Annotated in this window: 18 protein-coding genes; 5 read left to right on the forward strand and 13 right to left on the reverse strand. The window is 44.1% G+C overall.

Annotated elements, in window-relative coordinates; genetic code table 11:
- Positions 1–161: 161 nt before the first annotated feature.
- Both ABDK00_RS05370 and ABDK00_RS05375 read left to right on the forward strand, forming a co-directional pair.
- Entirely contained in the window at positions 162–1109 is a 948-nt protein-coding gene (locus ABDK00_RS05370; RefSeq protein ID WP_346238849.1) for a glycoside hydrolase family 5 protein, read from the forward strand.
- 10 nt (positions 1110–1119) lie between these two features.
- Complete coding sequence (locus ABDK00_RS05375; protein WP_346238850.1) at positions 1120–2265, forward strand: glycoside hydrolase family 26 protein; 1146 nt, start codon at positions 1120–1122, stop codon at positions 2263–2265.
- A gap of 18 nt (positions 2266–2283) precedes the next feature.
- On the opposite strand, the gene ABDK00_RS05380 is transcribed toward ABDK00_RS05375, so the two are convergent.
- From ABDK00_RS05380 to ABDK00_RS05410, 7 genes are read right to left on the reverse strand one after another with little or no spacing between them, the layout of a single operon-like run.
- Positions 2284–2661: a group III truncated hemoglobin gene (locus tag ABDK00_RS05380; protein ID WP_346238851.1), complete on the reverse strand. Its 378-nt coding sequence runs from the start codon at positions 2659–2661 to the stop codon at positions 2284–2286.
- A complete protein-coding gene (locus tag ABDK00_RS05385) occupies positions 2658–2966 on the reverse strand; it encodes a hypothetical protein (protein WP_346238852.1) in 309 nt (102 codons plus the stop codon). Before ABDK00_RS05385 ends, ABDK00_RS05380 begins: the two co-directional genes overlap by 4 nt.
- The gene (locus ABDK00_RS05390; protein WP_346238853.1) at positions 2963–3373 is read right to left on the reverse strand and encodes a cytochrome C; all 411 of its coding nucleotides are present in this window, start codon (positions 3371–3373) and stop codon (positions 2963–2965) included. Before ABDK00_RS05390 ends, ABDK00_RS05385 begins: the two co-directional genes overlap by 4 nt.
- Positions 3374–3375: 2 nt before the next feature.
- Positions 3376–3633, reverse strand: coding sequence for a hypothetical protein (locus tag ABDK00_RS05395; protein WP_346238854.1), 258 nt, complete (start codon positions 3631–3633; stop codon positions 3376–3378).
- Positions 3630–4640: a cytochrome c gene (locus ABDK00_RS05400; RefSeq protein ID WP_346238855.1), complete on the reverse strand. Its 1011-nt coding sequence runs from the start codon at positions 4638–4640 to the stop codon at positions 3630–3632. Before ABDK00_RS05400 ends, ABDK00_RS05395 begins: the two co-directional genes overlap by 4 nt.
- A gap of 38 nt (positions 4641–4678) precedes the next feature.
- Entirely contained in the window at positions 4679–6811 is a 2133-nt protein-coding gene (locus ABDK00_RS05405; RefSeq protein WP_346238856.1) for a cbb3-type cytochrome c oxidase subunit I, read from the reverse strand.
- Positions 6812–6855: 44 nt separating this feature from the next.
- Positions 6856–7290 carry an Rrf2 family transcriptional regulator gene (locus tag ABDK00_RS05410; RefSeq protein ID WP_346238857.1) on the reverse strand — a complete coding sequence of 145 codons (435 nt, stop codon included), beginning with the start codon at positions 7288–7290 and terminating at the stop codon, positions 6856–6858.
- Positions 7291–7510: 220 nt separating this feature from the next.
- Here ABDK00_RS05410 and ABDK00_RS05415 point away from each other — a divergent pair, with 220 nt between their 5' ends.
- On the forward strand, positions 7511–9352 hold the full coding sequence (locus tag ABDK00_RS05415) for a sulfatase-like hydrolase/transferase (RefSeq protein WP_346238858.1): 1842 nt from the start codon (positions 7511–7513) through the stop codon (positions 9350–9352).
- Between the two features lie 86 nt (positions 9353–9438).
- Here ABDK00_RS05415 and ABDK00_RS05420 read toward each other — a convergent pair whose 3' ends face one another.
- The 4 genes from ABDK00_RS05420 to ABDK00_RS05435 form a co-directional block, all read right to left on the reverse strand.
- Positions 9439–10449: a winged helix-turn-helix domain-containing protein gene (locus ABDK00_RS05420; protein ID WP_346238859.1), complete on the reverse strand. Its 1011-nt coding sequence runs from the start codon at positions 10447–10449 to the stop codon at positions 9439–9441.
- Positions 10450–10666: 217 nt separating this feature from the next.
- Positions 10667–11749, reverse strand: coding sequence for an acyl-CoA desaturase (locus ABDK00_RS05425; protein WP_346238860.1), 1083 nt, complete (start codon positions 11747–11749; stop codon positions 10667–10669).
- Between the two features lie 98 nt (positions 11750–11847).
- Entirely contained in the window at positions 11848–12585 is a 738-nt protein-coding gene (gene bshB1, locus ABDK00_RS05430) for a bacillithiol biosynthesis deacetylase BshB1 (protein WP_346238861.1), read from the reverse strand.
- 124 nt (positions 12586–12709) lie between these two features.
- Entirely contained in the window at positions 12710–13945 is a 1236-nt protein-coding gene (locus tag ABDK00_RS05435; RefSeq protein ID WP_346238862.1) for a porin, read from the reverse strand.
- A gap of 254 nt (positions 13946–14199) precedes the next feature.
- Here ABDK00_RS05435 and ABDK00_RS05440 point away from each other — a divergent pair, with 254 nt between their 5' ends.
- A complete protein-coding gene (locus ABDK00_RS05440) occupies positions 14200–14727 on the forward strand; it encodes a phage tail protein (protein ID WP_346238863.1) in 528 nt (175 codons plus the stop codon).
- A 2-nt stretch (positions 14728–14729) separates the two neighbouring features.
- Here the strand turns inward: ABDK00_RS05440 and mutS are convergent, their stop codons facing one another.
- Together mutS and ABDK00_RS05450 are read right to left on the reverse strand one after the other, a co-directional pair.
- Entirely contained in the window at positions 14730–17369 is a 2640-nt protein-coding gene (gene mutS, locus ABDK00_RS05445; protein ID WP_346238864.1) for a DNA mismatch repair protein MutS, read from the reverse strand.
- Positions 17370–17542: 173 nt separating this feature from the next.
- On the reverse strand, positions 17543–18175 hold the full coding sequence (locus ABDK00_RS05450; RefSeq protein WP_346238865.1) for an NUDIX hydrolase: 633 nt from the start codon (positions 18173–18175) through the stop codon (positions 17543–17545).
- A gap of 81 nt (positions 18176–18256) precedes the next feature.
- On the opposite strand from ABDK00_RS05450, the gene pyrE reads away from it, so the two are divergent.
- Positions 18257–18889: an orotate phosphoribosyltransferase gene (gene pyrE, locus ABDK00_RS05455; protein WP_346238866.1), complete on the forward strand. Its 633-nt coding sequence runs from the start codon at positions 18257–18259 to the stop codon at positions 18887–18889.
- The last annotated feature ends 563 nt before the right edge of the window (positions 18890–19452 follow it).

Consider the following 19452-nt stretch of genomic DNA (forward strand, 5'->3'; position numbering starts at 1 on the left):
TGAAGGCTTGTGGCAGCCTGGGCATTAAACATTTTCCTTAGTATATTCACTTTGTTTCAAAAGGAAAAGTGTCGTATGAGTTGCCGATAATAATTGATATCAATTAAAATATGAACTGATAAGTTCTATTCGACCTATAAAAAACCATAAAAAAATTACGAATGAAACGATATTGTTTTAGTTTATGGGCAATGATGTTTTTGCAGATCTCCGCGACTGCGCAACCTGTAAAGCAAATGGGACAATTGCAAGTGATCGGCACGCAGTTGAGTGATGCTCACGGGCGGCCGGCTCAATTGAAAGGCATGAGCTTTGGATGGAGTTGTTTTCATCCGAGGTTTTACACGGCAGGCGCTGTCAGAGAGTTGAAGGAGAAATGGCATTGCAATGTAGTGCGGGCGGCGATGGGAGTGGAGCCAAAGGAGGGGTATCTGGACGATCCTGAACGTTCGTTCCGTCTTGTGAAAACCGTGGTTGACGCTGCTATTAAAAATGGAATTTATGTGATCGTTGACTGGCATAGCCATAACATTCACACCAGCAAAGCCAGGGATTTTTTTGTGCGCATAGCAAAGGCGTATAAAAATTATCCAAATATTATTTATGAAATTTTTAATGAGCCCGATCAGGAAACCTGGCAGGAAGTAAAAGGCTATGCCGATACTGTCATTGCTGCTATTCGTGCGGTGGATCCCGATAATATTATTCTTGTCGGCTCACCCCACTGGGACCAGCATTTACATTTTGCTGCGGATGATCCGATCAAAGGTTTTGATAATATTATGTATACCATGCATTTCTATGCAGGAACACATAAAAAAGAGCTACGCGATCGCACCGATGAGGCGATCGAAAAAGGGTTGCCGGTTTTTGTTTCAGAGTCAGGCGGGATGTTGGCCACAGGCGATGGGCCTATCGATCAGCAGGAATGGGAGGCCTATATTCAATGGATGAAACAACGAAAACTGAGCTGGCTCACCTGGTCGGTTTCTGATAAAGACGAAACCTGTTCTGTGCTGGAAAAAACGGCAGGCTCAGAGGGTGGATGGAAAGAAAGCGATATCAAAGATTCGGGCAAGATGGCCAAAGCCTATCTTAAAGATTTTTAAATAGCTCATAATGCTTAAAAAAAACACTTTGTTGAAATTATTATATGGTTTGATTTTGGCCTCTTTTACGATTTTGCAGTTAAACGGCCAGGTAGCGCCGTCTGACAAGAATGCGACGAAAGAAGCGAAGTGGTTGTTTGAAAATATGTACCGTTTAATGGATAAGGGATACCTCGTCGGGCATCAGGACGATCTGGCTTACGGTGTGCACTGGAAATACGAAAAAGGACGAAGTGATGTAAAAGACGTAACCGGAGACTATCCGGGTTTGTATGGCTGGGAACTAGGCAATTTGGAACTGGGCCGGGAAAAAAACCTGGACGATGTTCCTTTCGATAAAATGCGATCGTATATCCAGGGCGCTTATGCAAAAGGCGGCGTCGTCACGATCAGTTGGCATGCAAACAATCCGCTGACAGGAAAAAATGCCTGGGATCCTGCGCCTGGTTCTGTTGCGGCTATTTTGCCCGGCGGTGAAAAACATGATTTGTATAAAACTTACCTGAACCGTGTTGCCGCTTTTATGCATTCTCTCAAAGGGAAAAAAGGCGAACCCATTCCGCTTTTGTGGCGCCCTTTTCATGAGCACACCGGCGGCTGGTTTTGGTGGGGAGTAAAAAGCTGCAGCGACGACGAGTACAAAAAATTATTTCGTTTTTCAGCGGATTATTTGCGAAACGAAAAAGGCTTACATCAGCTGTTGATCGGCTACAACACGGGTTCCGAATTTACCGACGAAGCCACTTTTCTTCGGCGGTACCCCGGCGACGCCTATGTGGATTTTATTTCTTTTGATACCTATCAGCATTCCAAAGAAAATATCGATTCAACATTTATCAATATCGTAGATTCGAGGTTAAGGGTACTTTGCGATATCGCCGGGAAGCGCCATAAAATTCCCGCAGTGGGGGAAATAGGGTTTAATCAGATCCCTTATGAACATTGGTTTACCCGGGTGCTTGCTCCCGTTTTTAAAAAGCATCGCTTTTCGTATGTGTTGTTCTGGCGAAATGCAGGCTACAAGCCTTATAGCCAGGAAACCGAATTTTTCCTGCCCTATAAAAATCATAGTTCAGCAGCCGATTTTTACGAATTTTTTAAAAAGCCGGAAACACTTTTCGAAGAGGAAGTGATAAAGGCCAAACTCTATCAATAGTAGCTCACGCAGCTCTGTCTATAGCTGTGTTTCTATTTTGAATTGCATCAATTTGGCAATGGACGCAGCTTTGTTCATTGCCTCGTGAGCTACGTGCCCCTCGAAATGGCTGGACACCGTTTCCCGCCATAAATTAATCCAGCGATCAAAATGTTCAGCCTTTAAAGGAATGTTGCGATGCAGCAAAACATGTTTCAACATCGGGTTGCCTTTATATCCGGCTACGCCGAAAAGCAGCGTTTCCCAAAATGAAATCATAATGGGCAAATGCTGCTCCAGGACGAAGCCCGGCGCCTGTTGAAAAATGTACCCAATTACCTCATCCCGGGTTGCTTTTTGGTAGAATGACTGCACCAGGAATGCTATATCCGCTTTATCAGTAATATCTTTTTTCATTGTTGTAAGGGGCTTTGCAGCAGCAGGCAGAGGCTGTCTTCAATGGCTTCCACACTGTGAGGCAGGTCGATGGGTATTTGTATTTCGTCGAACTGCCCAAGCTTTTGTGAGCTGGTTGCGGTTTTATATAATACTTCGCCGCTTAGTACATAAAGCGTTGCGGGTTGTTTAGTAATATGTTCTTTCATCAACATGGCCTTTTTAAAGCCGATACATAATACGCGGCAACCGTTTTCGTAATACAGCGCCTTTGCAACCGGATGCTTTGCTGATGCAAGTTCTGTTTGTAAATTTCGTAAAATCATTTTAATAAATTCATATTAAGTGAAGTGATTGCATAAAACATGGCCCAGCCTGCAAAACCAATAATGACCACCCACAGCCATGCAGGAATACTATGTGGCGTCTCGCTGCCTTCAATCAGAAAGCGCTTTTGGTCGCCTTTGCTGTAGGCGTTGATCATAATGGGCAGCACACCGTCCACTACATCATTTTCATGTAAGCCTTCTATAGCAATAGACGGCCCGTTCTTTACAGTAAAAGGGATTTTTCTGACACCTTCTTTGCCGTTGGTTCCTTTGCTTACAATGCGAAGGGTGTGTTCGCCGTCGATCAGCTTTGTGGTGTCCAATTCAAAGTTGATAGGAACACTATACTCCCCAATGGGGTTAGGTTCGTCATCTATAAATAACAATACGGTACTATGATGCATGGCTATTGATCTTTTAAAATGAAATACTTGATATGTTGCTTGTTTTTCTCACCCGGCTTCAGCAGCCATTTGACTGAAAAGAAAAGCGTAAACACCGTAATAATGGCCACAGCAACGACGATGAGATAATCCCATTCGGTATTGGGCGAGCCATGCGTAATGCCTCGAAGCACTTTTGGTTTGTTGCGTTCGCAGACAGGGCACGCCATTGTGAAAATGGCGAAACCCGAGCACAGTAATAACAATATTAATTTTTTCATTTTCCGGCTGCTTTTGTTTTTACAAAATCCATGATCTTTTTTATTTCGTCTGGCGTTACCGGCCTGCCCTCATTGCCCCAAGCGCTTCTTTCATAGTTGATGATCGCGGCGACGTGCTCTTCTGTAAACTCCATATTGGTGCCCACAGCTGCCATTGCGCCATATTCGGGTCGTGCGTCGTATCCATTCATGATGATGTCAACATACAACTCAAGCTGGTCGTCGTTGTTTACGACAGCGCTATTTTTAAGTGGCGGAAAAGCGCCTGCTAAACCTTCGCCCGTAGGTTGGTGGCAGCTTTGACAATTGGTTGCATATAATGTTTTGCCGTCCATCTTTGAAGCCGATGCGCCTGTTCCTTTTCCGGCGGGTTCTTTTTTATATAAAAACTCCCTCTCGGCGGTCCCTTCCGGCAGCGGCAATTGTTTTAGGGATTGAATATAAGCCAGCAGTTGCAAAGCTTTTTTTGTCGCTACTACTTTACCGGTTTTGCCATACATAAATTCCTGCGGCATGCTTACCACCACATCTGTGCTGTCCGGATTTTCTTTTATTTCAAATAGCCAGGGATAAGCGGGCATGATGGACTCTTTTACCACACTTCGTGGATTAAACAAGTGCATAAGGTTCCAGTCCTTACCACCATTTCGATTTCCCACGTTGGTAAGGTCAGGCCCTGTACGTTCAGTGCCCATCAGCGTTGCCGTGTTGGCCCATAAACTCGTACGCTTGATGGTGGCGTAATCCGCGGGTATGCCAGGCCTCGAACCGAAGTTTTTATCCATGTCCACATTACGAACCTGTTGGGTATGACAGGCTACGCAGCCTTCGCTTATGTAAAGCAATTTTCCTTTGAGCGCATCGCCGGAAAGTGGTTCAGCCCCGGGCAATGGCGCATTATTTTTTTGATTTTGCAAAGCCGGCTGAATAGCGGTGAGATAGGTGAGTAGCAGAAAAAAGAGTCCTGCAACTGTGTAAAGTTTTTTGTGATTATTAAAAATTTCCATAGAAATGAGTTATTGAACCGTGGTCAATCTTTTTTTATTTACATAGAAGCGTTGGCTCCGGCAGTGATTTCGTGTTCAAGCTGAGCAATAGCCTGTTGTTTCGCATCCGTTTCTTCTGCGGGTCTGATAACCATGCGATAAAAGTTGTAGAAGTAAATGATATGCGAGATAAACATGAGGCTGCCGCCTACCGCGCGCCAAACCCAATATTCAAACATCACCACTACACTCTCAATAAAAGGCTGATGCTCCATCCACATAACGCCCCTGATGGTGCCTCCGATCATTAGCGGCACTGCGTAAAGCAAGAGACCAATAAAGGCGAGCCAGAAATGGGCGCCCACAAGATGTTGAGGCGGTTCTTTCCCGGTAAGCCGTGGCACGATGGCGTAACTGCCACCCCAAATGGCGAAGGAAATAATGCCATAAAAGCCGAGGTGCGAGTGCGCCACCGTAAAGTCGGTAAAATGCCAAAGCAGGTTGGTGAAGCGAAATGCTTCGGCGGTACCTTGCAGGCTTACAATGAAATAATAAATAACTGCGGTTAAAAAAAACGGCAGGGTATAACTGTTCGACACTTTATTCCAGTGGCCTTTAAACGTCATACCAAAATTGATGGTCGCGGCTACCACCGGGATAATCATGCCCGCACTGCCCACAATCGCTACAGTTTGAAGCCACCATGGAATAGCGCTGAATACAAAATGGTGTGTACCGATAATTGTATAAAAAAGTATCTGTGTCCAGAATGCCAGGATGCCCAGGCTATAAGCGTAGATAGGTTTATTGATTTGTTGAGGAATGAAATAATATAACAAGCCAAGCGTAAACAGTGTAAACCACATCCCCACGCCCGAGTGCATATAGTAGCCCTGGGTGATGGTTTCTCCCAAACCGTTTTGCCAGAAAGGAAGATAAGCCGTGAGTGCGATGATGATTGTAAAAATCAACGCACCGATGATATACCAGTTGGAAATATAAATTTCCTTTGTGGTACGTTTCGCCACGGTGAGCAGATAATTAATTACGGTGAGAATTAGGGCTACGGCAAATAGGGCCATGATAGGAAAAATATACTCTCTGAATTCGCCGCCGCCGTTGTTAATACCTGCCAGTAGGCTGATGGTGCCGATCGTTACCTGCAGATTGGTTAGTATCAGAGCGATCCATCCCCATTTTATACTATAAAGTTTGGTGTTGCTTACCACGGGCACTACATAATAACCCAGGCCCATAATACCCAATGAGGCCCATCCCCAGAAAACCATATTGGTATGTACAGGGCGGAGCCTGCCGAAACTCAACCAGCTGACATGGTCGGCATCCGGCACAACGAATTTTATGCCCACATATTCACCGATCGCCGTGCCCAGCAAAAGCCAGAAAGCCGCGCAACCGAGATACCATAATACCAGTTTTGTAACGCCGGGTTCCAGTGCGGGACGCGGCGCCGCCTTTCTTTTTACGGCAGTGAAATGAACGCCATATTTATCGCTAACGTTATTAATCATTCCCTTTGTATCTGCTACCTGCAGGCTGCCCGATAGTTCCTGGTTACTGAGTTTAAAGTCAAGCGCCCGTTTCCGTTCTTCCAGGCGCTGCAAGAGCTGAGGATCGTCGGTTTCCATCATTTGGCGGGCCAACTCTCTCGTGCGTTGTATATTTTTTTGAAAATTTGTTCTTTTAATGGCGTTTGACGCACGGCTGATAATCAAGATCGCCGCCAGCACTAACGGAATAGCCAGCAACACCAGGGTTATGATGATGCCTGGCTGGCCGAAAAGATTATCTTTTTTCTGTTCCAGATCTTGTGCAAAAGCGCTTGCTGCTGACGCCAGCAGGAAAACAAAACTGATGACCACCTTAGCTAAATGGCTGTTCCGTTTTTTGCGCTTGGTCAGCTTTTCTATTTGATCGGCGTTTAGATTATTCCAATCGGAGGCGTCGGGTTCCGGCGGGTTTTTATAATCTTTCATCGCGCTTTGAAAACGGAGATACTTATATATAAGTACGGCCAGGCATGCTATGAGAATAGCAATGCCCGCCACATTGATCAGATCGTAGGCGTCGGAGGCTTTAATGTAATTATGTTTTTCCTGGGCTTCCGCAACAGCCCCATTGCTGATCCATGAAAGAGTGAGACCGTACCGGAAAAATTTGTTCGTTTTCATTATAAATATATTAAGACCTTATTATCTTTTATTAGGACAAAAAATTATTTCATTTTTAGAAAGAAATTTTTGTTGATCAACTCCGTGTTGAAACTGCCGATCGTATTCTTTTCCAACATATCAATTATTTTTTCTTTAATGACTTTAAACTCGTGATGTACGGGGCATGGATTTTTGTGGGAGCAGGCTTTTAATCCTAATACACAAGTGTTATAGAAGCGGTCGCCATCAAGGGTCTTTACGATCTTGCCTAAAGGTGTTTTCAAATCGGCGCTATCGAGATAAAAACCACCATTAGGCCCTTTGGCCGAATGGAGCAGATTTTTTCTACACAGTTCCTGTAAAATTTTTGCTGTGAAATGGACCGGTGCGTCAATATTTTTGGCGATTTCTTTTACGCCTACGCGCTCGCCATTCCTTGTTTTCACTGCGATATACATCATCGCTTTGATTCCATATTCCGTTGCTTTCGAGAACATCCGGCCACAAAAGTAGTACAATATTTTAAATAAAGGACAATTTTATCCTTTATTTTTTACCCGTTTTAATTTTTGTAAAACGATGGGCTTGCGTGGCAAAATTTTCGCCAGTTTTGTGGTTCTTTTGAACCAATAAGGTGAGGCTATGGTCAGCGGTCAAAATTTTTTAAAGAAATCTGAATAAAAAGCTTTGTATTTTCAGTCAATAAAGATGTATTGAATGAGATCGATTGTTATTGCATTGTTTTGTATGTCATTGACTGGCCTCGCTGCCGGTCAAAAAGGGGCAGATTCCCAGGGATTGCCCAATATTTTATGGCTCACATCGGAAGATAATAGTCCGCTGTTGGGTTGCTATGGCGACGCATGGGCGACGACCCCCAACCTGGATGAACTAGCGAAGCAGGGTTTTTTATATACACACGCATATGCCAATGCCCCGGTTTGCGCGCCCATGCGCAATGCCATTATTACCGGCGTATACGCGGCTTCTTCGGGACATCAGCATATGCGCAGCAATTACCCCAAATCGTCTCATTTAAAATTGTTGCCTGCCTATCTGAGGAAAGCAGGATATTACTGCACCAATAATGTAAAAACAGATTATAATATCGCGAGCGAAGATCAGGCCGGTTGGAATGAAAGTAGTAAGAAAGCACATTATAAAAACAGGAAGCCGGGACAACCCTTTTTTGCTGTTTTTAATTGCACTATTTCGCATGAAAGTTATTTGCACCGGCCCGATTCCGGAAAAAAGTTAAAGCCCGATCCGTCGGCGGTTCAACTAGCGCCCTATCATCCCGATAGTAAGGAGATGAGGCGCGATTACGCCCGGTATTATGAAGCTGTTGAGGCCATGGATGCTTGGGTGGGCGAAAAGTTGAAAGAATTGGAGGAAGCAGGGCTTGCAGAAAATACCATTGTCATATACTACAGCGATCATGGCGGTATATTGGGAAGAAGTAAAAGGTTTTTGTACGAAACAGGTACGCGGGTGCCTTTGGTGATAAGAATTCCGGATCGTTTTAAAAACTTGTATCCCGCGCCTACGCCAGGATCCGGTGTTGATCGGATGGTGAGCCTCGTGGATCTTTTCCCGACTATGTTGAGCATCGCCGGGACAAGTATCCCCGGCCATCTGCAGGGCCATGCATTTTTGGGTACGCAAAAAACTGCGGATCCTGAATTTGTCCATATGTTTCGTGGCCGCATGGATGAACGCATCGACATGAGCAGGGCTGTGAGAAACGAGCGTTTTCGATATATAAGAAATTTTTTACCCTACCGGCCCTATGCGCAACATATAGATTATTTATGGAAAGCGCCCTCCATGCAAGCCTGGTATGATTTATATCAACAGGGTAAGTGTAATGAGATTCAGTCACGCTTTTTTCAGGCAAAGCCTGTTGAAGAGTTGTATGATACCGAAAATGACCCGTGGGAAGTGCATAATTTGGCTAGTGATCCGCAATATCGAAAGGTGTTATCGATGATGCGGACTGAGAATAAGCGCTGGATGAAACAAACATTAGATGCCGGCCTGATGCCCGAAGGTATGTTAGCTTCGATGGCGCAAACTGGTGCGGTGTATGACAAATTACGTTCGGGTTATTATCCGATCGATGATTTGCTAGCCATTAGTGATTTGGCAAATTTTGCCCAGCCCAAAGACATTGAAAAATTAACAGAGGCGCTCCGCAATGATAACGCGGCCATAAGATGCTGGGCGGCCCGCGGCCTTTTGCAATTAGGAAATAATGCCGCTCCTGCTATTGCTTCTTTAAAGGAAGCATTGACGGATACCGTGCCGGATGTGGCGATTGTAGCCGCTGAAACCTTATATAATTTGGGACAGCAAGATGCAGCGCTGCCCGTTTTGTTCAGGTTATTGAAAGATAAAAATGAAATGGTACAACTGCATGCGCTCAATGCTATTGACAATAGCTGCAAGCGGAGCGATGTTGTAAAGAAGCAGATTGAAGCGTTCCTATCTCGTCAGAATGATACGACAAGCAAATACCTGATTCGTATAGCTGAATGGATATTGGAAAAACCGCGTTAGAAAAAGTATACGGTCCATTTTAAGCCGCTTTGTGTGAAAGCAGAAAAGCTCCGCAACTTGAATTAATCCGGTGTTCAACCACATTCTTATATCGAACGTCGTTTAATCAGTTGAAAAGGGTTCTTAAATTTTCCTGTTTCGTTTTTAAGAATACACGTCGCAGCCTTTCGGCCGAGCTCCTCGAAATCGGTGGTTACCACGGCGATATCCAACACATCTTTCAAAACTGTTTCGTTAAATGACAGGATGCCGATATCGCGGCCTAACTGATATTCTTTTTGGTGGGCTTTTTTGATTAGCAGCGCCAGGTCATATTCTGATGTATCAATGTAGAGTACTTTTTTTTGCAGCTTCAAATTTTCGGCGTCGGGAAGCACTTCAAATGCCTTGCCCGATTCCTCGCAAAACCTGTTAATACCTTTCAAAATTTCGCGCGGGTGGCAACCGTCCTCGCGAAGAATGACTGAGATCTTTTTGTATTTGGAGAGCCTTTCCTGTGCATCCTTTAAAGCGTGATAAATATCATTTTCGAAGTCCTGAAATATTTCGATGCAGTCTTTTTTGAGTCCGCCGACTTTTTTGTCAAGAGTGACCAGCTCCTGATCGGGTATCAAAGACAACAGGTCTTTAATTTCCTTTTGTTTGACATCATAAGTGAAATGCGGCATGATGATGAAATAATGATATTTACCCAGGTTGGCCTCGATGATTTCTTTCAGCAACTTGATGTTATAATGATGAATATGCAGCGAAATATGCACCTCGCCACCAAAGGTTTCAATCAGCGTATTGTACACGATCTTTTTGTACGCACTAATCTTATTCATCACCAAAAGAACTTTCAGCTTCTTGCTGGGCTTTCCAAGAACAAAATATCCTTTGCCGGGAACCGAGTGGATAAGCCCCTGCTTCTTCAATATTTTGTAAGCTTTTTCAACCGTGTCGCGGGCAAACTGATATTGTTCGCTAAACTCATTGATCGACAAAAGCTGGTCGTTTTTTTTCAACCTGCCTTTTTCAATTTCCTTTCGCAGGGACTCGGCAATCTGCTCCACCTTCGAAAGCTGAACCGAATTAATAATACTGATAGAGGTCATTTTGGAAGCGTGCCGTTTATTGTGAAAAATCACCAGCGCGGTCTAAAGAGCGGCCGATTTTCGGCAAACCTATGATTTTCATCTGATAATGCGGGAAAGATACGCCGAGAAGGTCTATAAGTTGCCAGCCCCGGCTCCGACAAAGCGAGAGCATAGGAGGTATGATCCCTTTTTTCGGGCCGCCGTACAAAGTGTTGCCGCCGCACGTCCTGCAAGGCTAATGGCTAAAAGCGGGATTACTAAGTTGTTTCAGGTAAGAAACATGAGAAATAACTGCATCCTTAACCTTGTTGTATTCAATATAACTCACATTAAATTCCTGACAGGTATTCTTTATGATCTTATTGATTTTTGGATAATGGATATGCGATATTTTGGGGAAAAGGTGATGCTCTACCTGGAAATTCAATCCGCCCATAAACCAGCAGGCTAAGCGGTTTTTGGTCGCAAAGTTTGCAGTGGTTTTAAGCTGGTGCACCGCCCATTCGTCGTCAATCTTATTTGTTTCCGTATTAGGGACAGGAAAATGCGTATGTTCAACGGTGTGCGCCAATTGGAACACAATACTCAATACGAAACCGGCAAATAAGCCGTAGCAAAGAAACCCAATGGCCCAGGCCCCAGCGCCCACGGTGATAATCGGAATGACAACAAATAAGATCAGGTGTAAGGTTTTGAATCCCCAAAAAACCAGGTGGTCTTTGGTGGTCATTTTTTTCAGGGGGATATCACCCACTTTTTTGGTAAAGTATTTTTTATAATCCGAAAAAAAGATCCAGAACAAATAAAGAAGTGAGTAGGCCAGCCAAAAATAAAAATGCTGGTATTTGTGAAATTTGTGATATTTCTGTGTTTCACACAAACGGAGAAAAGGCTTCGCGTCCAGGTCATCATCAATACCATCGATGTTGGTATAGGCATGATGAATGACGTTATGTTTCATCTTCCACATAAACGTATTTGCGCCTAAAAAATTTAAAGAAGAAGCGGCAAGCGTATTCACCCATGGCTTGCTGCTAAAACTGCCATGAGCGCCGTCGTGCATAATATTAAAGCCAATTGCGGATGTAAAAAGGCTTAAAATCAGGCATTCAAAAATGGCCCAACCTGCTGTCGGCGTAAAAAATACCAAATGCGTATATACTGCTAAAAATCCTAATACAAGAAACAACGCCTTGGAATAAAGCCTCATGTTGCCGGTGCTTGCCGTGCCACGTTCTCTAAAATAATCATTGATACGCGTTTTTAAAACGGTATGAAATGAAGGAGGTGGAGGTGTGGCAAACTTGGGAATTGACATTAATTTCTAATATTTTGTAACTATAAAGGCTGCAAAGTTAAATAATTAACGCTGTTCCTTAAGTAAAAAAACTGTAAAATGATGAGCTCGCCGGTGTTTTAGGTTTCCTTTAGGATTAAGGCGTCCAAATTATCCAGTCCGATCTGCTTTTGCGAGATAAAAGCTTCCGCGTATTTGACGCCGATTCTTTTTCCCATCATACGCATCCGCGCCATCAGGCTTTCTTTAAAATCGGGTGTGGAAATATAGGTCTGCGGGCCCGATCCGCTATCCGCATTTGTATGAAACTGAGTTGTATAGGCTTCGATGGCCTGCATTTTTGTGGCGACTACCTCACTTACATCGATCAGCAATTGGGGCTCCTGGTACCAATCCTGCATATATTGCAAAAAATAACGGGGCCGCCATTTTTCCTGCGGATTTCCTTCATCGTCAAAGGTTTCTATTTTTGATAATCCGGAAAGGAAACAAGCATCGTTTATCAGGTTGCCTGCCCTTCCATGGTCGGGGTGGCGGTCCACCAACACGTTTCCTAAGATAATGTCCGGCTGATACTTGCGAATGGTTTTGATAAGCAGTAGCTGGTGTTCTTCATCATTTTTAAAAAATCCATCTCTCATTTTAAGATTTTCCCGAACCGCAACACCCAGCACATTTGCCGCGGCTGTCGCTTCTGCATAGCGGGTTTCCACCGATCCGCGTGTGCCTAGCTCGCCCTGGGTTAAATCAATAATCCCTGCCTTTTTGCCGCGCTGGATTTCTTTAACAAGTGTGCCGGCGCAACCCAGTTCTACATCGTCAGGATGTACACCAATAGCGAGAATATCAAGTTTCATTTGCCTTTTTAAAATTTAATGATCGAATGTTTGCCCTAACTGAAAACCCTGCGGCAATTCATGTAGCTTCAGATAACAATTCAAATCGCCAAAAGTTGTGGCTATTACGTTGATCGGCTAAGGCTTAGATACCGATTTCCAGCTGGATCATGCCATTAAGCCGGTTTTCAAAGGGGTCGTCCAGTTCTTCCGAGCTTCCCAGGCGGTCATCAAGTCCCAGGTACCCCTGGATTTTAAATTTGTGTTTGTTGAAATAATGAGAATAGCCAATGGCTTTTGTTCTTAAAAGGTATTGATAGGGCGCCAGGTCGTCGTGTGGTTTAACCTGCGTGTAACGCGCAACGATTTCATCTTTTTTAGAAACCATCTTACTTCCCTGCACATTAATGGCCGTGCCCGCGGGCATGGTCAGGAAAATCAGCCGGTCTTCGGGGCGAGAGGCAAAATCGGTCACCGAAAAGCGATCGACTTTTCTGTCGTAATATTCACCCAGAAAAGCCCATCCATTATACTTAAATACGCCGTCCACCATGATGGTCCGGATATCCGCAGCCAGTTTTTCATCGTCATAAATGCTCACCATAGGTTTGCCAAGCTGGCCGCCGGTTCGGGTGGTTTTGAAATTTTTTGTGTACGTGAAACCCAGCGACACCTTGGGCGTTTCTTCAAAATCAAGATCGCCTTCAAAATAATCGCCCTTGTTTTTAAAATAACCGAAGGGCATGTATTCTACTCTTCCGGTATACGCCAGGCCATCGTCTGTTTTCAACTGGCCGCGCCCTTCACCCGTAGAAACGGCGGTGCGCAGCTGAATGACATGTTTCCGGATTTCAAAATCGCGGTCTATAAAAATTCCGAAATCGCGATCGACTGTAAATTCCCCGTTTGCGATGGAGCGATCGGGCATTTGCAATTCGCCGGAAGAGTTCACCCTTTCGCGGTTACCCGGCAATTTGGTTTGCCCGATACCAAACGACATAAATTCATTGGGTTTGTAGTAGAACACCGCGTCGCGAACCACCTGCGGTGCGCCGCTTTGCAGATCCATATCCCGGTTGGCGAAGCTTAGCTGAATTTTATACTCCAGCTTGGGCGACAACAGATGCCCTTCAAAGCGAAGGCGCATCCGTCTTACCAGCGCCTCAAAGCCGGGTTCATTTTTATCATCGAGCCGACTAAAATAACCTGCGCGGAGCTGGGTCCTAAACCGGAAATTTAGCAGGAAATTTTCACCTTTCCTAAACTGTATTCCCTTACTGTTAAATTCGACCGTTGTTTTTTCTGCAGAGTCGCTTTGCGCCTGCATTTTGACGGCGATAAAGAGGACGGCTATGAGTATTATCTTTTTGTTAAATATCATGGTGCGCAAATAAACGAAGAATATTGTATTTATTAAATTAATTGACGTATAAAACAATGGCCCCGCTGGCGTCACACCATCTTCTTTTGTTACTAATAAGCCTTTTGTGGTGTTTATATTTTTATAAAGCAAATCGAGAAATGACTGCTGAAGATTTTCCGCTTCCTGCCTTGTGAAAAATGGGCTATCGCCTCAATTAGGTATTTGCCGACAATCGTTAAAAAATTATTTTGCTGTTTACTCAACTCAACATTATGGCAAAATTTACAGTGAACCCCATGCGATTTGATCCGTACAAAAATTTGAAGTTCCGGGTAAAGTGGGATGGGAAATATGTAGCCGGCGTTAGTAAAATCAGCGGGCTGGTGAAACAAACTGAAGTGATAGCGTTCAGGGAGGGCGGCGATCCCAATAATGTGAGAAAAAGCCCGGGAAAGACGGACTATGCGCCGATTATTCTGGAGCGCGGCGTTACCCACGACCTCGAATTTGAAAGGTGGGCCAATAAAGTGTGGAGCCTTAATTCGGGCTTCGGCGCAGAAACTTCTTTGAAAGATTTCAGGAAGGATATATTGATTGAGCTATATAACGAAGCCGGCCAATTAGTTATCGTTTATAAAATATTCCGTTGCTGGGTTTCCGAATACCAGGCGCTGCCCGACCTGGATGCGAACGGAGGCGCGGTGGCCATCGAACATATTAAAATTGAAAATGAAGGATGGGTGCGCGACTACGATGTTACGGAACCGGCAGAACCTGCTTTTAATATCCCGGTGAAATAATGCTACTTTAATTTTCCCTTTATTTCCTGCAACTTCAGCAATGCTTCCACTGGTGTCAACCTGTTGATATCAATGTCGGAAAGCAATTGGCGTATTTCATCGAAGGTTTGGCTGTGTGCATCAAAAATCGAAAGCTGAAATTGACCTGCTGGCACGCTTCTTAATTTTTCGGCGTTATTTACTTTCTGTTGATTCGCGGCGCTATCGTCGTTTTCATCCACATGCTGTGTTTCTAACTGTGTCAGGATTTCGTTGGCCCTTCTAATCAGGGAGGCAGGCATGCCGGCCATTTTTGCCACATGAATACCAAAACTATGGGTGCTGCCGCCGCGCGCCAGTTTTCTTAAAAAGATAATACGGTTGCCCGATTCTTTATTAGTAATATGGTAGTTTTTGATGCGCTCAAACTTTCCCTCCAGTTCATTTAGCTCGTGATAATGCGTGGCAAAAAGTGTTTTCGGCTGATGGGGCGACTGGTGCAAATGCTCAACAATACTCCAGGCAATAGAAATACCGTCGTAGGTAGAAGTGCCCCGGCCTATCTCATCGAGGAGGATTAAACTGCGTGGCGTGATATTATTAATAATGGCTGCGGTTTCGTTCATCTCCACCATAAAAGTGCTTTCGCCGCCGCTCAGGTTATCGGAAGCGCCCACCCGGGTGAAAATTTTATCCGTCAAAGAAATGTTGGCTTCGCGGGCCGGCACAAAACTACCCATATGCGCCATCAGCGTAAGCAGCGCTGTTTGCCTCAGCAAGGCAGACTTACCGCTCATGTTGGGCCCCGTCAGAATAATAATCTGTTGATCGCTCTTATTTAAAAAGGTATCATTATGAATATAACTTTCCCCCACCGGTAAATAGCGTTCAATTACCGGGTGGCGCGCTTCTTTTAGTTCCCAATCATCGCCTTCCTGCAACAGCGGCTTTTTATATTGGTAATGAATAGCGTTGTGCGCAAAACAGCAGAGGCAGTCGATGATCGCTAATAAATTGCCGTTGGTTTGAATAGGTTGCAAGTAGTCAAAAAGATCGTTGAGCAGCAGGTCATACAACTGTTGTTCCAACACCAATATTTTCTCTTCTGCGCCCGTAATCTTTTCTTCATACTCTTTAAGTTCGGGAGTAATGTATCGCTCTGCATTAGCGAGGGTTTGCTTGCGTATCCAGTTTTCCGGCACGCGCGCTTTATGACTGTTGGTTACTTCAAGATAATAACCAAACACGTTATTAAAGCCAATCTTTAAAGAGGTAATGCCGGTTTTTTCTGCTTCCGAGGCCTGCATCTTCGCCAGGTAAGCCTTTCCGCTTTGCGAAATATCGCGCAGCTCGTCCAGCTCCGCGTGAATGCCATTTTGAATAAAGCCGCCTTTCACCGCAGTAGCCGGCGGGTTCTCTATAATTTCTGCCAGGATTTTGTCCGCAATAACAGGGCAGGGGTTCAATGCATCGCCAATTCTTTGCAAGTAGTGATTGGAATGGACCAGGCAAATATTTTTGATCAGTAGCACCTGCTGCAATCCTTTGGCCAATTGCAATATTTCGCGTGGCGTTATTTTTTTGGTAGGGATCTTAGCGACCAGTCTTTCAATATCGCCGCAAAGCTTAATCGCATGCACAAGCTCATTTCTAAGGTCTGTTTCCTTAATAAAAATCTCAACGAGGTCGAGCCGCTCATTTATTTTATGTATATCAATAAGGGGAAAAAGGATCCATCTTTTTAACATACGGGCGCCCATTGGCGAAGCCGTATTGTCTAAAACTTGCAGCAGGGTGTGGTTGCCGTCACCTGTTGGTTGTATCAATTCCAGGTTGCGGATGGTAAACCGATCCATCCATAAAAAGTCATTACGTTGAATACTTTGTAAGCCGGTAATATGTTGCAGATTGGGGTGTTCCGTGTCTTTCAGATAATGAATAACGGCGCCGGCAGCCGTCAGGCCTTTTTTTTGATCTTCCACGCCAAACCCTTTGAGCGAATGGGTTTGAAAATGTTTCAATAAAATATCATGCGCATACTGCTCCTCAAAAATCCACTCATCAAGCGTGTACACATACATTTTTCCCCCGAAAAATTCTTTAAACTTTTTCTGCTGATGGCGCTGAAACACAACTTCAGAAGGAGAGAAGCTTTGTAGTAATTTATCTGCATATTCCCTGTCGCCTTCGGCAATTAAAAATTCACCGGTGGACAGATCCAGGAAAGCCAGCCCGAAGTTGTCATCGTCTGTAAAATGCAGGCCTGCCAGGAAATTATTGTTTTTGTGCTCAAGCAGTTTATCATTAATAGCGGTGCCGGGTGTGACCATTTCCGTAACGCCGCGCTTTACGATGCCTTTGGCTTGCTTGGGATCTTCGAGTTGATCGCAGATAGCCACGCGATAGCCCGCTTTGACCAGTTTGTGCAGATAAGTGTCCAGCGCATGATGGGGAAACCCTGCCAGGTCGAGCGAGGCAGCGGCGCCGTTGTTTCTTTTCGTCAGCGTGATGCCCAGCACCTGGGAAGCAATCACAGCGTCCTGCCCGAAAGTTTCATAAAAATCCCCTACGCGAAACAATAGTACTGCATCGGGGTACTTTTGTTTGATCGCCTTGTGTTGTTGCATCAGCGGCGTGTCGGTAGGGTTCTTTGCTTTTGACATGGCCGACAAAAATAAAAGAATTTAGTTGTTAGCCTGAGGCTAAAGCCGCCAAGTGCAAAACATATTTATTTCCTGGTGCGAAACGAAACGAATTAGAATATTTTGTTATTTAGGCGACGCCAAATAATTTACTTATGAAAAGATTTTTCGCAAACGCAAAAAGGGCCTTTAAATTATTTCGCGCGGGTTTGATAAGCGTGGATCACCTGCCGGATCGAAGGATAGCATTTGGGCAAATACGCGTCAAGTTCAGAAGGAGCTACCCATTGAATAGCTTCGATGTCTTCCTCAGTCTGGGGCACTAATTTATCTGTGGAACTTCCCTCCATCAAAAACCAATGGGAAGCTTTTAAAATATGGTGCGTTCCCTGCTCGTAAGTATGGTAAGTCGTGGTGAGGGGCTCTTTAATTTTAATTTGATGAAGGCCGGTTTCTTCAGTTACCTCTCTTAAAGCTGTTGTCTCAATGGTTTCGCCTTTGTCCTGGTGTCCTTTTGGCAGGTCCCAGGAGCCGCGCCTGAAAATCAAAAGAAATGCTCCCAATTCGTTAATTACTAACCCGCCGCCTGCAACATGAAGGTCAAATTTTTTAAAAAATTTGGTTTTTAAAGCTTCAAAATCATCATGGAGAAAAATTCCTCTTTGTATTTGAGGCAAACTGATCTCGTGTAGCATCGCTTTCACCGTATGGACATCCAGTTCGTCAATAAAAATGGTGTCCGGCTGGTGGTGCCATTGCTCCAGCTGTTGGTCGAGTCGATCGGTCAAAAAAACCGGTTTATTATGAATGTAAACAGTAATCTGCATAATTATGTGGATTATAAAAGGACGCGATCTGCTGCCCAATTTGCGGAAACGTCTATTTTCGCAGCTTAAAATTAGGATATTATGAATGATGCAAAGGTTGTCGCAGAAAAATTATTACAGGCAAATGCCGTAAAGCTAAGTCCCGAAAACCCGTTTACCTGGGCCAGCGGATGGAAAAGTCCGATTTATTGTGACAATCGCAGCGTCCTCTCTTATCCTTTTATTCGCGACTTTATTAAAAGCGAAATGTGTAATGTGTTGTTCGAGCATTTTAGTGAAGCGGATGCACTGGCCGGTGTCGCCACTGCTGGAATTGCCTGGGGGGCGATGGCTGCTGACCAGTTGAAACTTCCTTTTCTGTATGTGCGTCCCAAGCCCAAAGACCATGGACTGGGCAATCAAATCGAAGGCCGTTTCGAGCCAAACCAGAAAATTGTCGTGGTGGAAGACCTGGTAAGCACCGGCAAAAGTAGCCTTCAGGCGGTGGACGCTTTGATGGCTGCCGGTCTGGAAATCGTGGGTATGGTGTCCATTTTTACGTATGATTTTGCAATTGCGAAAGCAGCTTTCGAAGCGCGAGGCTTAAAATATCATCCATTAACGAGCTATCCGGTATTGCTTGAATTGGCACAGGAGCGGGGGATAATTAAACCAGAGCAGGCGGAACAGCTGTTGAGCTGGAGAGAAGATCCTGCCAACTGGACAGGTGCTTAAAGCCTTAGATATTTTTTATGCATTTTGAAAAAGCATCTCATTTCGAGGTGCTTTTATTTTTTCCAGCACTACAAGCCTAACTACCTACTCAACAGAAAAGCCTGTTTATTCGAGAATATATTTTTGCTCCTAACTAACAATGTGCTGACATCGCACCAGCGAATTTATGCTCCCACATCTACACGCAACTGATAAAAAACGTACGTTAAAAACAGCCGCTTCTTTACTAAAATAATTGGCATATTGTCAAGCATATTGAAAATCTGTCATTACTAAAATAATTAGATTTTAAATTTTAATTTAAAAAATTAATAAACAATACAATAGGAGTTTTATACGAACCTAAAATATATAATTATATCTTTCTTTCGGTGGCTATTTGTCCCGTTTTTGAGACAAACTTATCTTTTTGTAAATTTTTATATTAAATAATTGATTATTAATATTTTAATTTTATTCAAATAAGATTATAGTCTATGTAAATTTTAAATTGCACATATTTATGATACGAAGATTCCATTTTCGCCTCTTTTTCAGTCCTCTTTTTACTATTTGGCGTCAAA

It is taken from the genome of Niabella insulisoli, assembly GCF_039652435.2.
GTDB classification, from domain to species: Bacteria; Bacteroidota; Bacteroidia; order Chitinophagales; family Chitinophagaceae; genus Niabella; species Niabella insulamsoli.

Bases quoted from the DNA above. Each gene is read 5' to 3' on its own strand.
- ABDK00_RS05370 (WP_346238849.1), top strand. From the start codon at position 162: ATGAAACGATATTGTTTTAGTTTATGGGCAATGATGTTTTTGCAGATC.
- ABDK00_RS05375 (WP_346238850.1), top strand. From the start codon at position 1,120: ATGCTTAAAAAAAACACTTTGTTGAAATTATTATATGGTTTGATTTTG.
- ABDK00_RS05380 (WP_346238851.1), bottom strand. From the start codon at position 2,661: ATGAAAAAAGATATTACTGATAAAGCGGATATAGCATTCCTGGTGCAG.
- ABDK00_RS05385 (WP_346238852.1), bottom strand. From the start codon at position 2,966: ATGATTTTACGAAATTTACAAACAGAACTTGCATCAGCAAAGCATCCG.
- ABDK00_RS05390 (WP_346238853.1), bottom strand. From the start codon at position 3,373: ATGCATCATAGTACCGTATTGTTATTTATAGATGACGAACCTAACCCC.
- ABDK00_RS05395 (WP_346238854.1), bottom strand. From the start codon at position 3,633: ATGAAAAAATTAATATTGTTATTACTGTGCTCGGGTTTCGCCATTTTC.
- ABDK00_RS05400 (WP_346238855.1), bottom strand. From the start codon at position 4,640: ATGGAAATTTTTAATAATCACAAAAAACTTTACACAGTTGCAGGACTC.
- ABDK00_RS05405 (WP_346238856.1), bottom strand. From the start codon at position 6,811: ATGAAAACGAACAAATTTTTCCGGTACGGTCTCACTCTTTCATGGATC.
- ABDK00_RS05410 (WP_346238857.1), bottom strand. From the start codon at position 7,290: ATGTTCTCGAAAGCAACGGAATATGGAATCAAAGCGATGATGTATATC.
- ABDK00_RS05415 (WP_346238858.1), top strand. From the start codon at position 7,511: ATGAGATCGATTGTTATTGCATTGTTTTGTATGTCATTGACTGGCCTC.
- ABDK00_RS05420 (WP_346238859.1), bottom strand. From the start codon at position 10,449: ATGACCTCTATCAGTATTATTAATTCGGTTCAGCTTTCGAAGGTGGAG.
- ABDK00_RS05425 (WP_346238860.1), bottom strand. From the start codon at position 11,749: ATGTCAATTCCCAAGTTTGCCACACCTCCACCTCCTTCATTTCATACC.
- bshB1 (WP_346238861.1), bottom strand. From the start codon at position 12,585: ATGAAACTTGATATTCTCGCTATTGGTGTACATCCTGACGATGTAGAA.
- ABDK00_RS05435 (WP_346238862.1), bottom strand. From the start codon at position 13,945: ATGATATTTAACAAAAAGATAATACTCATAGCCGTCCTCTTTATCGCC.
- ABDK00_RS05440 (WP_346238863.1), top strand. From the start codon at position 14,200: ATGGCAAAATTTACAGTGAACCCCATGCGATTTGATCCGTACAAAAAT.
- mutS (WP_346238864.1), bottom strand. From the start codon at position 17,369: ATGTCAAAAGCAAAGAACCCTACCGACACGCCGCTGATGCAACAACAC.
- ABDK00_RS05450 (WP_346238865.1), bottom strand. From the start codon at position 18,175: ATGCAGATTACTGTTTACATTCATAATAAACCGGTTTTTTTGACCGAT.
- pyrE (WP_346238866.1), top strand. From the start codon at position 18,257: ATGAATGATGCAAAGGTTGTCGCAGAAAAATTATTACAGGCAAATGCC.